The following is a 14,101-nucleotide window of genomic DNA, read 5'->3' as shown; positions in this document are numbered from 1 at the left end:
GTATTTTCTCATAAAATCACAGCCTTTCGAGGAATCCCCAAATTCCTCCAACTGGTTTTCTGAGCTGCCAGCGCACAGAACTCCTGAAGCTAAATAAAGCATATTTGTGGCCTCGGAGCAAGGTTTGGATGTGAGCGCTGTAAGCGAACATTCAAACCGCTGCGACTAAAGTCACAAATATGCTTTATTTAGCTTCAGGAGTTCGTCTGCTCCGCAGCCTGACAAATCAGAATTCCTTGATATACCTTCTGATTATTGTTATAATATTTTCTGTGTTAGTTTGTATTTATTATCCAATGCGTTAAAAAGGAGAATTTTACATATGAAGCTTTATATTATACGTCATGGAGAAACAAAGCTAAATGCTTTAGGCCGCTTGCAGGGATGGACAGATGAACCGTTAAACCAGAATGGAAAAGACCTTGCAATTATCACCGGAGAAGCACTAAAAGAGATTCCTTTTGACCTTGTTATTACAAGTCCTTTAAAAAGAGCAAGAGAAACAGGAGAACTTACTGTTGCTGCTTCTGAGAAAAATTTTGGACGTAAAATTCCTATTATAGAAGACCGCCGCATCATGGAATTTAACTGGGGCTGCTGGGAGGGGCTTGGCTGTCTCGAAAATAATTTTGAAGTTCCTGATCCTAATTATAATATATTCTATACAGATGCCTTTCATTATCAGGGTTCACCCGATGGAGAAAGTGTTGCTGATGTGATGGAAAGAACTGCTGATTTCTTTAATGAATTAATTGCAAATCCAGATTACCAGGATAAAACTATCCTCATTGCCACACATGGCTGTGCTCTGCGCGCTATGTTAAATTCTTTATACGAAAACCGGGATAGCTTCTGGCAGGAACATGTACCTTACAACTGTGCCGTAACAATCATTGATGTCCAAAACGGTCAGGCAAAAATCACAGCCAAAGATAAAATATATTATGATGAATCCCTGTGCTTCGACCACTATAAGGTAATTGATAAATAGAAATTTGCCGCAGGCAAAAAGACGCCCCCGAAGAGAGTCTAACCCCTATATTTGTGGCCTCGGAGCAAGGTTTGGATGTGAGCGCTTAAAGCGAGCATTCAAACCGCTGCGACTAAAGTCACAAATATAGGGGTTAGACTCTCTTCGGGGGCTGTACTTTGGCTGTAGGAGAAAAATTCCTATTTCACTGTTACATTTTTCTCGATTTCCTGTATCACAAGATTATTCAGCACTATTCGGTTAATATATGCTTTGGAATACTGCTTTTCATATTGTGCAGTATCTTCCCCATTGAAGTACGCTTTTACGTCTTCATCTGTTACCGAAATCTTTTTATCTGCTGCGATAGCATCTGCAATAAGGAATACTTTTACCGTGCTTTCACAGCTGCTCTTATACTGGTCTCTTAATGTGGTCTCATCTTCAATTCCATATGCAGAAAGATAATCTTTTAACGTATAGTTTGAAGCTTTTAACTGTGCTTTTAATCCATTAACTAAAACATCAACTCTGTCATTGATAAGTTCGTCTGGAATTTCTTTGAATTTACTCTTTTCAATCATATGATTCCAGATATAATCTGTTTTGTTCGTCTTGAAAATCTCATCTCTGATTGTCTTTTTCATCTCTTTTACAGTTGTATAACCATACCTGTCAGATAACTTTTCTTTTACAAACTTATCTGTAAGCTTTGGTGTCTCATCAATATAGTTGATTGTTGTTTCAAATACAGCATCCTTTCCGGCAACCTCTTTCCCCTGATAATCTTTTGGAAAAGTTACTTTTACCTGAACCGTCTCGCCTGGCATTTTACCAATTAACTGATCTTCAAAACCATCAATAAAAGTTCCTGAACCAATTTTGAGGCTGGCACCGCTGGCTGTTCCACCATCAAATTCTTTACCATCAACCATTCCTTTATAATCAATATTAACCGTATCTCCTTTTTTGACTTTACGATCTGTTACCTGATTATAGCTGGATAAGATGGTATCAATCTCTGTCTGTACATCACTGTCTGATACCTTTACTTCCTTTTTGGGAATCTTTAAAGCAGAATAATCACATACCGTCACATAATCCGTTGCTTTTACTCCTTCTAATGTTCCATCTTCATTAAGTCCCTGTCCATAATCTACAGTTTCTTCCTTTACTTCTGTTGTTGCTTCTGCCGCCTTTTTACTACTGCCGCATCCTGTCAGGATACCCATTGACAAAACGACTGCAAGTGCAATTGTTGCAAACTTTTTCATAATAAAAATATATCCTTTCTTTTAAGCATTCATTGCTTCTAAAATCTCCTGCTCTAATTCCTGAGCGATAACAGCTCCTTTTACAAGGGCCTTCCTTGCATAATAGAGTGCTTCTTCAAAAGACTGATCTACACCCTGTCCCTTAAAATACATCAAGGCAAGGCTATAGTATGCCATGCGGTACTCTGCTAATTCCGCCGCATTCATAAAGCAGGCCGCTGCCTCCTCGTACTGACCGGAATGATAGTATTTTGTTCCCATCTGATACATCTTTTTTGCTTTTGGAATTCCTGCCTCTAATGCTTTTTCCTTCTCAAGCTGAAATGCTCTGGCAATCTTACGAACCTTGATTACAGACTTCTCATATTTTGTATTCACTTCATAGGAACCATCTTCTTTCTCTAAAAGAAGCTTCTGTGTAGATAGCCCTTTCAGCAAATAATCCATGTAAGTATCCACTTCTGAAAATGGAACACTACCATTCACAATTCTTCTCGTCTGTTCAAGATCAACAATATGATTCTCTTTTAAAGGAAGCTGTCCAATAAAAAAAACAGAATGTTTCATAACCTTTTTCTTATCTTCTGGTTCTGATGCATTCTGCACCATATCATACATCTTCTTTATGTTATCTTTTTCGAGAGTTTTTCCTTCCATCATCTCTCTGATTTTTGTTCCTTCTACTGCCATTTTTCCACTCCTAACCTGGCTTCAATTAAATTACCTTTCTGTATAAAAACAGAGAATAACTTATCTTAAAAATTATATTATTAAAGAAAACAATTGTCAATAGTCCCACGATACACGACAAATTCCGGTTTACTATCTTTTTCCCCACAAATCGCTATCCGGTATCCATCATATTCCATTTCAAAAAAAGTTTCCTCCAAAAACTCTCCGTTCTTTTTTCCTTTGGAATTCTTTTGACCTAAAATATCCGAGAAATCCAATCCAGTCAAAGCAGCTCCAAGTCCTTCCCCTGTTTTTTTTACATAGCTCTCTCTCAATACCCAAAAACGAGTAAAAGCTTCTTCAACTGTATATGCATTTTCCTTGATTTTTCCTTTTTCTTTCTGTCTATTTATATTTTGTTGTTTACCTACTTTCTCTTGCTTATCTGTCTTTCCAGATTTGACTGTTTCCCCTTGTTTCATTAATTTTTCTTGTCTCCCCAGCCTCACCAAAAAATCATACTCTTTTTCCGAAAAAAATCTTTTCGCAAGCTTCCACTTTACTTCCTTTATCTTTTCAATATCACAGCCAATTTCCATTTCTGATACTGCACACAGTACATATTTCCCAGAATGAGAAAGATTAAAACAGATTTCTTCATTTCTTCGCATCGGTTTGCCATGTTCTCCATAATAATACGCACCGTCTGCATTGATTTTTTCTTCTGAAATCCCCCACTCTCTTAGTGCCTGATATAATAAAAACCATGCAGCAAGCTCCGTTTTTCTATCTTCTTCTTTTAGTGGGCGCACTGTTTTCTCCCAATGTTCTTTAGGAAGAAATTCTTTCCACAATGCAAAAGTTCTGGGATCTTTTACATTTTCCGTACTCATTAAATAGACTTTTGTATTTTTCATTTTTACTCCTCAAAAAACATGAGATTGCTGCATTATATAACAAAATATGCAGCAAATGACAAAAAGCTGTCATCAGTTTTCTCTGACAACAGCTTATTTATTCTATCTTAGATATGCTCTGCTTTGCCCTACTGAATAAGAGCCATAACCTCATCTTTTTCAATATAGCCAATGGACTGTTTTACAACTTTTCCATTCTCAAATACGAGTAGTGTTGGAATGCTCATAACGCCGAACTTTGCAGCAAGTGCTGGTTCTTCATCTACATTAACCTTTCCAACTTTTACATTTCCCGCTTCTGCAGCTACTTCATCCACGATTGGAGATAACATCTGGCATGGTCCACACCAGACTGCCCAGAAATCTACGAGAACTTTTCCCTCTGCCTGTAATACTTCCTGCTCAAAATTACTTTCTGTTACTTTTACAATTACCATTTTTCCTCTTCCTTTCGATAAGTATCTCTGGCTTAAAATATCAGAATATACGCTTTCTGATATCTCAATTCATTTATAACTGCCTGATATATTAGAGCATACAACCTTAATTTTTAGAACTTATTAAACACGCTCTGGGTTCTTGTTACGTTGCTCTATAATTTCTTTTACGAAATCTTCTTTATTATACCATATATCCGCCGTTTGTAATCCTGCATTTTTTCTCACATACGCATTTACATCTCTGTCATGATGGGTCCCGCACTGCGGACAATCCCACTCTCTTAACGCAAGATTTTTCATTTTTGCATTTTTGTAACCACAAACAGAACAGGTCTGGCTGCTTGCAAAAAATCTATCCACCTTCACAAGTTTCTTGCCCTGTTCCTCCTCATGCATGGAAAAATCCAGACCTAAAAATTTTTGCAGCTCCTTTTCCTGTACTTGATCTTCATACCCAAAAATATAATCTTATTTACTTTGTATCTTTAATCCATAATTGAGCTTTTTAAGAAAATTACTTTTATCTATAGAATAAGTTTTTCTTACTTTAAAATTTTTATTTTTCCTTTTCCCTGGCCTCTTTTATAACATCATTCACTGCCAAAGAAGTAACGCTGACAATAATCAGTGCAATTCCTACAATATCTGCCGCCACAAATGCCTGATGTAATAAAAATATTGTAAGAATCGTAGAAACAAGCGGCTCCATGCAGGCAAACAGACTACTCTTTACCGGTCCCAAATACATCACGCCTTTTAAATAACAGCTAAAAGAAACAATCGTTCCGAATACAACTACAATTGCCACTAAGGTTATGGTAACCCAGTCCCATCTTCCCGGAGGTGCCCAGAATTTTGAAAATGGCATCAGCATAATTCCGCCGATAAACATTCCCCAGCCAATAACAAGCGTTGAGCCATACTCCCTTAACAGACGTACTGGCCAAACCGTATAAAATACAACGGTAATAGCTGTTGTAATTCCTAAAATTAAAGCTTTTTGCGAAATTGCAAGGCTGTGAATATTTCCATGTGTAGACATTAAAAATACCCCCACAACTACTGCAATCAGCACGATAATATCAATAATTCTTGGCAGTTTTCTATCAAGGAAAAGGCATAACAGCATAATCATAACCGGCGAGGTGTACTGAAGCACTGTCGCTGTCGCCGGGTTCGAATACTGCACACATAAAAAGTATGTAAGCTGACATGCCAGCATTCCCAATGCTGCAAATAAAATCATGCTAAATGCCGTTTTCTTTTCTTTCCATATTTTAAAAATTTCACCTTTTTTCTGAAAGGCCGCAAAGCAGAGCATGATAAATCCACCAAAAACAAGCCTTGCTGTGACAAGCCACTCTGCGTTCATTCCTCTCATATCGAAGAGGAGCTTTCCCACTACACTCGATAATCCCCAGCACGCTCCACCAAAAAGAGCAAATGCGGTTCCTTTTACTTTTGCATTCATCGCTATTTTCCTTCTTCCCTCTTTTTTCACATTCTGCTCTATTCTACAATAGGGGAGGTAGTTTGTCAAAAGTGACGAAAGAGGAAAAGTATTATAATCCAAATGAAAAGATTTCGCTATTTGGAAATGTATGACTTTAAAGAATGATAATCAACCATATCTCATTCTCCAACAAATAATATGTAATAAAAAAACTGTTTTTATGATGCTAACTAAAGAAACCCTCGAAATACGGCTTAAATAAGCCATATTTCAAGGGTCGTCTTATGGACCTGAGGGGAATCGAACCCCTGTCCGAAAACCTATTCCGTACGGTATCTCCCATCACAGTCTCTATTTTGACATTCCCTCTGTCTGGCGTCTAAAGACAAACTCCAGATTTCAGTAGCTTCATGTTACTTCATACTCCGCAAAGCTTTGGAATACGAGTGTCCCACATAATCGGTGCCGGACTCTCAGTCTGTGGGGATACTAAGGCCGACAGCTGCAACTAGGCAGCGTATGCTAAATTATCTTCAGCGTTTATATTTAGTTCCGAGTTTTAACGTGGTCCCGGACCACGGATGGCTGCCCCACGTTCAAAATCCCCGTCGAAACCAGTACAAGCCCCCATGAGGGTTCTTTGAACCGTAGTATCACTATTATATACTTTCTGTGAAAAATGTCAAGGGATATTTTATTACTGTACTTTTATTTTCCGGAATTTATCGGACTTTCTGTAAGATGTGCATTACAATTTGCAGACTACGGGAATGATTTTTCAAACACACTCTAGCACTGACGCATATTGCAAAACGCTCCAGGTCTTGTTATTCTACTTGCTAAGTTTTACATCTGCAAAACCATATTCCGTATCAAACTTTTTAATTATATTTCCCTGTGTAATAAAAATTCTTAAATCCTTGCAGCCTTTTACATTAATTGTATGCGTAGTAAATGCTGCATCATCACGAATCCAGAATGTTCCATTCTCCACGTCTTTTCCATCTGCTTTAATCGTCACTTGCGCTGGTCTGCGATATGTATAATTTCCATCTTTCATTCCAGCTTAACATTCCCGTTGTTCCACTCACGGAAACTGCAAGTCCCGGTTTGGCATCAGATAAAGTGCGAATTCTTTGTACAGAAGAATAGCTTCCGTTCTTCTTCTGATTGATTCCTCTTATAAACTAAGAACTGCCATTATGATTAGGTTTATCTGTTTTTTGCGGTAAATGTTTCTCATGTCGTTCCTCATTTTTCTCTCATTTTCTATTTATGTACTCACAAAATCAAGTACAAAAGCATTTATCGCAAAATAATATCTGATAAATTTTTATTTTTCAATAGATAATTAAATTTGATTGACTAAAAAAATTCTGCAAATGTTTCGCACTACTGTTGTCCAAAACACTTACAGAATTTCTACTTTTTTATTTTTCTGTTTTTATTTACAGTTTATTTTAGTTATCTATTTTTTTTAATTGTTTTTCTATTTTTGATTTAAAGGCTATTTTGATATTTCTATTCTTCTGTCTTTCTTCTTTTTCCTTCAAATATAAAAAAGAATACACATAAACCTGATAAAATGGCAATTCCACCCCATAACATCACATTACTTTTATCTCCTGTTTTGGGAGAAGATGTTCCTATAGAGGACTTTGTGATTGTGTTCGTTATAGTATGATGAATCGTATTATTTATGGCTTCTGTCGTTGCCGTTGTTGTTTCTTTATACTGATTTATAAACTTTATTTCATCAGTTTTCTGATCAGACTGGTCTTTTACTGCCCAGACTTCTGCAGCAAGGCCGCCCTCCTGCGTATTTACAACGCGAACGGTAACTTCATATACTGAACCATCATAAATGACATCTTTACTCTCGCCTTTTAATTGATATACCGTATATTTATAGTCTCCAGGTCTCGTATAACGCATTTCCTCAAAGCTGCCTTTTGTGATTCCTTCCTGCGTCACCTCCACTTCGCTAAATACCGCTTCTGTAGAACTGTTTTCATCGGCAGGTTCTAAAGCGTACTCAAAAACTTCTGACTTTATATTTCCTTTCATTTCTACAGAAACCGGAATCGCAATTGTACACTCCCGCTCCCCTTCTGCTGCATAAACTGCTATCATTTTTACCGAAAAAAGGAAAATAATTGCCAGGGTTGTGGAAAGCACTCCCCATATCCATTTTCCTTTTATTTTACTTCGTTTCATTTGTCCTGAAAGCACCTCCCTTACTCTGCTTTCTTTTGCTTTTGATTGCTTTTTGTTACCTCACTCAACCTTCCAAAAAGTATTACCCTTCCATTCGTTACTGCTTCCGAACAGGTCGATAACCCAATAATCTGTCCAGTATCCTGCCTTCCGCTATCTCGATAACAGATGGCAGCTTCCCTGACATAGTCAAGAAAACTTTTAAAAGATTCCGAAGTTTTCGATATATTTTGTGGGTTATAAACTTTAGAATCGGATGCTGAAGTTTTCATACAGGCAAACAGATCAATATGCATCGTTTTATCTGGCAAATACAGCTCTCCTGTTTTATGTTTGTCAAAATAACTTTTTTCCGTGAAAGATACCACATCTCCGAACATTCCCCCATTTGCCATGTGGTGTCCATATACCAGATTATAATTGTCGGAAAAATCTTTTTTATTCATGCAGGATAAAAAAATAGAACCTGATAAAGAAAATTCTCCATATACATCTTTATTGATATACTCCATATCATCTTTTCCCTGTACAACCGGGTAATCAATATGGGTATCATCTATTGTAATCCATCCTGCCACATCTTTGTTAATTGCCATCAAATCTTCCAGGGAAGGATTTGCCCCCTCCCCCGGCTGTGGTTTATAGGAAAGCAAATCATCGGATAAAAATGCACTCTTTGCACTCATATAAGTATCCCATAAAGAATACCCGCCATACAAGAATAAGAATAAAATAATTCCCATTACGATGATATTTAGAATCTGATTGCCTGCCTGTGCAATACGAACTGCGATTTTCATCCGTACCCTGCCCCTCCTTATTCATTCTTTATGTTTATGGATTTTTTATGCCTCTTTGCGATTTCTTTTGAAAAAGAAGAATGCTGCCATAGAACCTGCAAGAGCAATCATAAGGATGTATGGACCGTAGTTGAGAATAACACCTGTTGGGCTTGTGGAATTTTTAGTATTTGTTACTGTGGCCTCACTACCATCACTGGAAATTGTTAATGTTCCTTCTGATAAACCAGTTGTATAAGTAGCTTGATATCCCTGAGTATTCGCTTCCTCTACTGCTTGAACCTTGTCGCCTTCTGTTAAACCATAGATATGAATTTCTGTATTATTTGTAACTGTATATGTAGCCTTTTCTCCACTTGTAAGAGGGTTCTGCTCTGCATTATCAAGTGTTACTTTATATTTTTCTCCTGCAGTTCCAGTTACTGTTACAACCAACTGGAATGTATCACTTTCTACAGCCTGATTACCTGTAATTACTTTTTTAATCACTACATCATGTGTAGTATCTTTGTTTTTGTCCTGACCATAATCATTGTTAAAAATCAGATCTGCCTTATCGCCATTTTTAGCTGAAACAACATTTCCCACATAAAGTCCATCTGTTCTATTATACACATATACATATACATCGTAGGAAGTTGTATCTGTTGTTACACCTTCATAATTATTTGCCTTCTCTGTTACTGTATAATGATAAACGCCCGGTCTTTCAAATACAGCAGCATCTGTTTTTAAAGATCCTTCTGCTGTATAAGTTTCTGCTGCACTTCCTTTTCCTCCCGGCGTAAAGGCTGCTCCTGTTTCTGCTGTTAATCCTCCAGCTATACCCTTATAAACTACCTGATCTTTATTCCCATCATTAAATGTTCCTGCATCAGCAACAGCAACCTCAAACTCAAATGTAGTATTTGGTGCCATCGTATTTCCATCTGTCAATACATTTTTAGTTACAGGAATCGTTGTAATCGGATTTCCACTGTGAACAACGGCCGCGCTCACATTCATCCCCATCATTCCTGCCGCCAATGTTCCTGCCATCAGCGCCGCCATCAACCGTGTCGAAAATTTCTTTTTGTCCGCTCTCATAACAAATTGCCTCTCTTTCTTCGTTAAGATCATTTACTGTCAGCTAACTATCTATCAGCGGAAGACATCTGCCTTCCGCTATATCAAGTGCTTTTGGATTTTAGCGGGGAAAATTGCTTTTTCCAAAAGCACGAGATACCTTTCTTTTTTCGGCATTTGTATATTTCTTTATATTCTCTACTGTTTTTTATAGATTCTATAAATCAGAACGTCTTAAAATCGTGATGACTTTTCCTTTGATTTCTTTTTTAGAAACCGCCCCAAAATAGCGGCTGTCTCTTCCCCCCTCCCTGTAGTCGCACAGAAGAAATACTTCGTCTTTCTTTAGCGAAAGAGGATAGTTCACTTTCTTTTTGTCATATGGATAGGTTTTATAAAATACATTCGTTTCTATTACTATGCTTCCATTTACTTTTAATTCGCCATCCCCTGTAATTTCTACGGAATCGCCGCCATGTGCCACGACTCTTCCAGTACTTATTTTCCCCTGTTTTCTAAATACGAGGACATCTCCACTGTTAAAATTTTTCTCCAATCGATAGTAAAGCAGGAGATCTCCGGCACTAATGCGGGGGAACATGTCATTTCCACGCATTGGTGTAATTCCAAAGAATACACCAAACAACAGCCATAGAAAAATAAGTAAAATTACAAGACGGATAAAAAATGCTTTTATTTCACTCATGCGACGAATCTCTTTCTGCGAATTCCAAACAGCAGAAATACCGCTCCTAATAAAAGAGTTACTCCTGTCATAAGAAGCCATGCTGTCATCGTTGTTTCAACACCCGTTGGTGGGATAACCTCTTTTTTATTAAGGAAATTTATTTCTATTTTCTGAGTAAGTGTTTCTTCTTCTGTCGTTCTCTTTTGATTTTCTTCCTTTTTTTCTCCAATATATGTTTTATATCCTGATGAGGAATAATCCTCTTCTGAAATAGTATATTTACATCCGTATGGAAGAGAGAATTCTTTACTTTCTCCATCTTTTAACGTAAATGTATATACTCCTTTTTGGCCCTCTCCCTTTGTGCTAACTCCTACGTCTTTTATCTCCTCATCAGATAATTCATAGACAGCTCCATTCGCATCTTTTAATGTAATGGAAAATGCAAACTCTTTTCTTTTTTCTGACATATTTCCTTCGACTGTTTTATTTATAATTAAAGGAATCTTCTTTCTGCTATATGTATTCTTAAAGGAAACCTTTTCTGTCTCATCTTTTGCTATTGTTCCATTCTCACTTTTTTTGTCCGCTGCAGTCTCCCAGATATACCCTTCTACTTCACCACCATCTTCCGTGATTTCGTAGAAACTTCCCGGATTAATTCCTTCCATAACAGTATAAATGTACTTATTTCTTTTATTGGTATTACTACTATTTCCACTATCTTCATTTCCATTACTTTCTTTTGCAAGATCAGTCAGTGTTATTTCTTCCTCTTTTAAGCTGGTATTATTCTTTGTCTTTACTTTGATTTTAAATTTCAAATTTGCTTTATATTGTTCAAGCTGTTCTGGTGTAAGACTGTCAAGTCCTTCCACTTCTTTTTCTAAAATCAACTTACCTGAATGAAGTTTGATAACCGGTTTGTCATATAATTCTGTATACTCTTCTCCACGGAAAGTATAGGTCATTTTCGCCTCACTGTTCTCGTTCGTATACATACCTTTTTTCCCTGCATGGGTTCCTGTTCCGGCATCTGCAACATCCTTATATCCCTTTTCATTCTCATCTTTATTGTCAGTCAAATTCTTTCGATAATTTTCATAAGCTTTTTCTGTCGCATCAATATTCGCAATTACTTTATATGTATACTCTGCATTTAACTGATATTCCGCTGGAAAATCTAAGGTAATAGTCTTTGTTTTGCTGTCATATCCTGCTTTTAATGTGACATTTTGTGTTCCATCTTGAAATGTAACTTTATTGTCACCTTCCACTATAGTTTTTCCCTCTTTACCAGTCACTACAATTTTCAGACTTTTAAATACACCATCTTTGTCTTTTACAATCTCTACATTCTCACTCAGTACATCCTGAATAGAAACATTCGAACATAAAAAGGTTAAAATATCTGACTCAATGGTGCTAAATGCTTTCGTTAACTCATCTGTATTTGTGCCATCAAAGTTTTTCGCGCCACTCACACCAGATGCGCTACATAAGTCACTTAAATTCACATAATCATTCGCTTTTCCTACACCAACTGTATAGAAATAATTTACGCCAAGATTTGCGATTTCATTTTTTGCCGCATCCAGGCATACCTTTAAATTATCTGCTCCGCCATTGCCATCGTTATTGCCATCTCCCCTAGTATATCCGTCTGGATTATAATAGAAAGTCGGATCACCGTCAGAGATAAAAATAACCGCTGTCATTGCCCCTGCTCTCTTACTGGTCAGCAATTCTTTCGCAGTCCGAATACCTGCCTGATAATTTGTTCCACCATTTGAAGTTGGTTTGGAGCCTCTCTCAATCGTTCCTGCATCAGTAGTCCAACTTACCGCTACTTCTGCATCATCCCAGGTCTTGGTATCTCCTTGCCCCCACATTCCTGTTGTTTTATTTCCACTAAATGTAACCATAGAAAAACGAGCATCAATATTCGCATTTTGCTTCAAACTTTTCGTAAGCGCGGTAATTGCGTTAGATGCCGCAATCCGTTTTGATGTTCCACCAAAATCTTCTTTCATACTTCCTGATTTATCAAGAATATATATTACATCAAGCTTGGCTTTATTTGTCTCCGTTCCCTTTTTCCCTGCAACGGTAAGGGTCAAGTCATAAGTTCCATCATCCCTTAATGTCGCATATTTTTCATGATTTATCTGTTTTTCTATGGATGCCGCATTATCTCCTGTTTCTAATGGGTCAGCCGGTGTCGCATCAATATTCCATGTCAAAATAAAATCAGAAAAACTCTTTACTTCAAACTTTGCTGTTACCTTACTTTTACTTACAGATAACTTATGATCTGCTGCTTTTGCCACTGTCTCAACAGTCCTGTCTTTCTTTTCCTCTTTCAAATGCTGCATCTGCAACGTATCCATCTGCAGATCTTTTGGGAGCAGATTCAGATTCATATCCACTTCCACTCTTACGCTTCCTTCTTCCGGTTCAATTTCTTTTCCTTCTTTATTATAAAAACTGATATCATAGCCAAGAAAACCATCGTAAGATACATTACCTTTTTCCAGAACATTTTGTGCACTATCTAATTCCTTATTGGTTAACTCCTTTACCTTCATCGTCGTCCCTTCTGGGAAAACATTTTCTTTTGCATATACCTTTATACTTACCCCCTGGGGCTGACTCTTTGGAACATACTCTGTCTCTTTTTCAGATACGTCTGTCCCCCTCTGCGCCATTGCTGGCACATTTTCGTCCTGCTGATTCATCCGCTCTTGTGTGTCATCCGTAGCATCTATTTGTTCTTTGGCCTCTGTCTCCTGTGCAGTATCTTCCTCGGCAGAAGCTTCTTCCGCTTTTTCCTTTATTGTCTCCTCTCCCTTATCCCCTGTCTCTTTTTCTTCATTCTTTCCACCATTTTCCTGTCCATTATTTTCATTCTCTTTATTTAAGTTGTCTGGTTTGTCCACCTTTCCATCTTCATTTTTCGTTTCCGTTGTTTTTTCTGTTGCCTTTGTAGATAGTTCTTCCTTTTGTGTTCCTTCTTCTTGTTTGCCATTCTCCTTATTGTTTGCTTCCGACCCTTCTTCCTTTCTAGAAGAAGTTTTTGTTTCCTCCATCTTATTTGACGCTTGTTCTGTCTGTGTTACCTTTACTTCACTCTCTGCCCGTACAAAAAACTGCTGTCCATCTATCAACGATAACAGCAATATTAGTGCAAGGATGCATGATAGGATTCGCTTTACTTTTTTCCACATATTGCACTCTCCCTACTTTCTTTTTCTCCTAAAATATCCTTTATTCTTCACAAAAAGGACTGCTAAATAGTTGCCATAATACTAAATATGCAAATATGGGAAGTTTATACCGGAAAACGAGCGCAAAAAAAGACAGATTCTGATTTGCGCAGCAAAGTAGACGCCTTCGAAGAAAGCTTATTCCCTATATTTGTGACTTTAGTCGCGGCGTGTTGAATACTCGCTCTACTCGCTCGTATCCAACACTTGCTCCGAGGCCACAAATATAGAGAATAAGCTTTCTTCGAAGGCTGTGCATTGGCAGTTGGAGGAAAGTCAGAATTCATCTTAGAGGATTTGAGGATTCTCCAGAATATTATGAATTTGTAAAAAATCAAC

13 protein-coding genes and 1 other RNA gene are annotated in these 14,101 nt (G+C 37.4%); 1 reads left to right on the top strand and 13 read right to left on the bottom strand.

Annotated features, from left to right (window positions below; genetic code table 11):
• The first annotated feature begins 322 nt into the window (after positions 1-322).
• Positions 323-991 carry a histidine phosphatase family protein gene (locus tag EUBHAL_RS14045; protein ID WP_005351617.1) on the top strand — a complete coding sequence of 223 codons (669 nt, stop codon included), beginning with the start codon at positions 323-325 and terminating at the stop codon, positions 989-991.
• A 179-nt stretch (positions 992-1,170) separates the two neighbouring features.
• Here EUBHAL_RS14045 and tig read toward each other — a convergent pair whose 3' ends face one another.
• The 13 genes from tig to EUBHAL_RS13985 all read right to left on the bottom strand — a co-directional run bounded on the left by tig (position 1,171) and on the right by EUBHAL_RS13985 (position 13,723).
• Positions 1,171-2,244, bottom strand: coding sequence for a trigger factor (tig, locus tag EUBHAL_RS15030; protein WP_005351614.1), 1,074 nt, complete (start codon positions 2,242-2,244; stop codon positions 1,171-1,173).
• Between the two features lie 21 nt (positions 2,245-2,265).
• Positions 2,266-2,934 (bottom strand): tetratricopeptide repeat protein, encoded by a 669-nt coding sequence (locus tag EUBHAL_RS14035; RefSeq protein WP_005351612.1) that lies wholly within the window; start codon positions 2,932-2,934, stop codon positions 2,266-2,268.
• Positions 2,935-3,014: 80 nt separating this feature from the next.
• On the bottom strand, positions 3,015-3,833 hold the full coding sequence (locus EUBHAL_RS15025; RefSeq protein WP_005351611.1) for a 4'-phosphopantetheinyl transferase family protein: 819 nt from the start codon (positions 3,831-3,833) through the stop codon (positions 3,015-3,017).
• Between the two features lie 128 nt (positions 3,834-3,961).
• Entirely contained in the window at positions 3,962-4,270 is a 309-nt protein-coding gene (gene trxA / locus EUBHAL_RS14025) for a thioredoxin (RefSeq protein WP_005351609.1), read from the bottom strand.
• A gap of 123 nt (positions 4,271-4,393) precedes the next feature.
• Positions 4,394-4,669, bottom strand: a complete 276-nt coding sequence (locus EUBHAL_RS16585; protein ID WP_005351607.1) for a zinc ribbon domain-containing protein — start codon at positions 4,667-4,669, stop codon at positions 4,394-4,396.
• A gap of 160 nt (positions 4,670-4,829) precedes the next feature.
• Complete coding sequence (locus tag EUBHAL_RS14015) at positions 4,830-5,744, bottom strand: DMT family transporter (protein ID WP_044923748.1); 915 nt, start codon at positions 5,742-5,744, stop codon at positions 4,830-4,832.
• 264 nt (positions 5,745-6,008) lie between these two features.
• Positions 6,009-6,353: a transfer-messenger RNA gene (ssrA, locus tag EUBHAL_RS15565) on the bottom strand.
• A gap of 205 nt (positions 6,354-6,558) precedes the next feature.
• A complete protein-coding gene (locus tag EUBHAL_RS14010; RefSeq protein WP_005351604.1) occupies positions 6,559-6,786 on the bottom strand; it encodes a hypothetical protein in 228 nt (75 codons plus the stop codon).
• 461 nt (positions 6,787-7,247) lie between these two features.
• Positions 7,248-7,943: a Spy0128 family protein gene (locus tag EUBHAL_RS14005; protein WP_005351601.1), complete on the bottom strand. Its 696-nt coding sequence runs from the start codon at positions 7,941-7,943 to the stop codon at positions 7,248-7,250.
• Between the two features lie 20 nt (positions 7,944-7,963).
• Positions 7,964-8,743, bottom strand: coding sequence for a class B sortase (srtB, locus tag EUBHAL_RS14000; RefSeq protein ID WP_005351599.1), 780 nt, complete (start codon positions 8,741-8,743; stop codon positions 7,964-7,966).
• A gap of 45 nt (positions 8,744-8,788) precedes the next feature.
• Positions 8,789-9,829, bottom strand: coding sequence for a DUF7601 domain-containing protein (locus tag EUBHAL_RS13995; RefSeq protein WP_044923744.1), 1,041 nt, complete (start codon positions 9,827-9,829; stop codon positions 8,789-8,791).
• 196 nt (positions 9,830-10,025) lie between these two features.
• Positions 10,026-10,514: a signal peptidase I gene (lepB, locus tag EUBHAL_RS13990; protein WP_005351596.1), complete on the bottom strand. Its 489-nt coding sequence runs from the start codon at positions 10,512-10,514 to the stop codon at positions 10,026-10,028.
• The gene (locus EUBHAL_RS13985; protein ID WP_005351595.1) at positions 10,511-13,723 is read right to left on the bottom strand and encodes a vWA domain-containing protein; all 3,213 of its coding nucleotides are present in this window, start codon (positions 13,721-13,723) and stop codon (positions 10,511-10,513) included. Before EUBHAL_RS13985 ends, lepB begins: the two co-directional genes overlap by 4 nt.
• Positions 13,724-14,101: the final 378 nt, after the last annotated feature.

Origin of the sequence: Anaerobutyricum hallii DSM 3353, from assembly GCF_000173975.1 — a bacterium.
Lineage (GTDB): Bacteria > Bacillota > Clostridia > Lachnospirales > Lachnospiraceae > Anaerobutyricum > Anaerobutyricum hallii.
This window is presented reverse-complemented; position numbering and strand designations above follow the sequence as displayed.

Bases quoted from the DNA above. Each gene is read 5' to 3' on its own strand.
- trxA (WP_005351609.1), bottom strand. From the start codon at position 4,270: ATGGTAATTGTAAAAGTAACAGAAAGTAATTTTGAGCAGGAAGTATTA.
- EUBHAL_RS13985 (WP_005351595.1), bottom strand. From the start codon at position 13,723: ATGTGGAAAAAAGTAAAGCGAATCCTATCATGCATCCTTGCACTAATA.
- EUBHAL_RS14015 (WP_044923748.1), bottom strand. From the start codon at position 5,744: ATGAATGCAAAAGTAAAAGGAACCGCATTTGCTCTTTTTGGTGGAGCG.
- EUBHAL_RS14010 (WP_005351604.1), bottom strand. From the start codon at position 6,786: ATGAAAGATGGAAATTATACATATCGCAGACCAGCGCAAGTGACGATT.
- srtB (WP_005351599.1), bottom strand. From the start codon at position 8,743: ATGAAAATCGCAGTTCGTATTGCACAGGCAGGCAATCAGATTCTAAAT.
- EUBHAL_RS15025 (WP_005351611.1), bottom strand. From the start codon at position 3,833: ATGAAAAATACAAAAGTCTATTTAATGAGTACGGAAAATGTAAAAGAT.
- EUBHAL_RS13995 (WP_044923744.1), bottom strand. From the start codon at position 9,829: ATGAGAGCGGACAAAAAGAAATTTTCGACACGGTTGATGGCGGCGCTG.
- lepB (WP_005351596.1), bottom strand. From the start codon at position 10,514: ATGAGTGAAATAAAAGCATTTTTTATCCGTCTTGTAATTTTACTTATT.
- EUBHAL_RS14035 (WP_005351612.1), bottom strand. From the start codon at position 2,934: ATGGCAGTAGAAGGAACAAAAATCAGAGAGATGATGGAAGGAAAAACT.
- EUBHAL_RS14005 (WP_005351601.1), bottom strand. From the start codon at position 7,943: ATGAAACGAAGTAAAATAAAAGGAAAATGGATATGGGGAGTGCTTTCC.
- tig (WP_005351614.1), bottom strand. From the start codon at position 2,244: ATGAAAAAGTTTGCAACAATTGCACTTGCAGTCGTTTTGTCAATGGGT.
- EUBHAL_RS14045 (WP_005351617.1), top strand. From the start codon at position 323: ATGAAGCTTTATATTATACGTCATGGAGAAACAAAGCTAAATGCTTTA.
- EUBHAL_RS16585 (WP_005351607.1), bottom strand. From the start codon at position 4,669: ATGCATGAGGAGGAACAGGGCAAGAAACTTGTGAAGGTGGATAGATTT.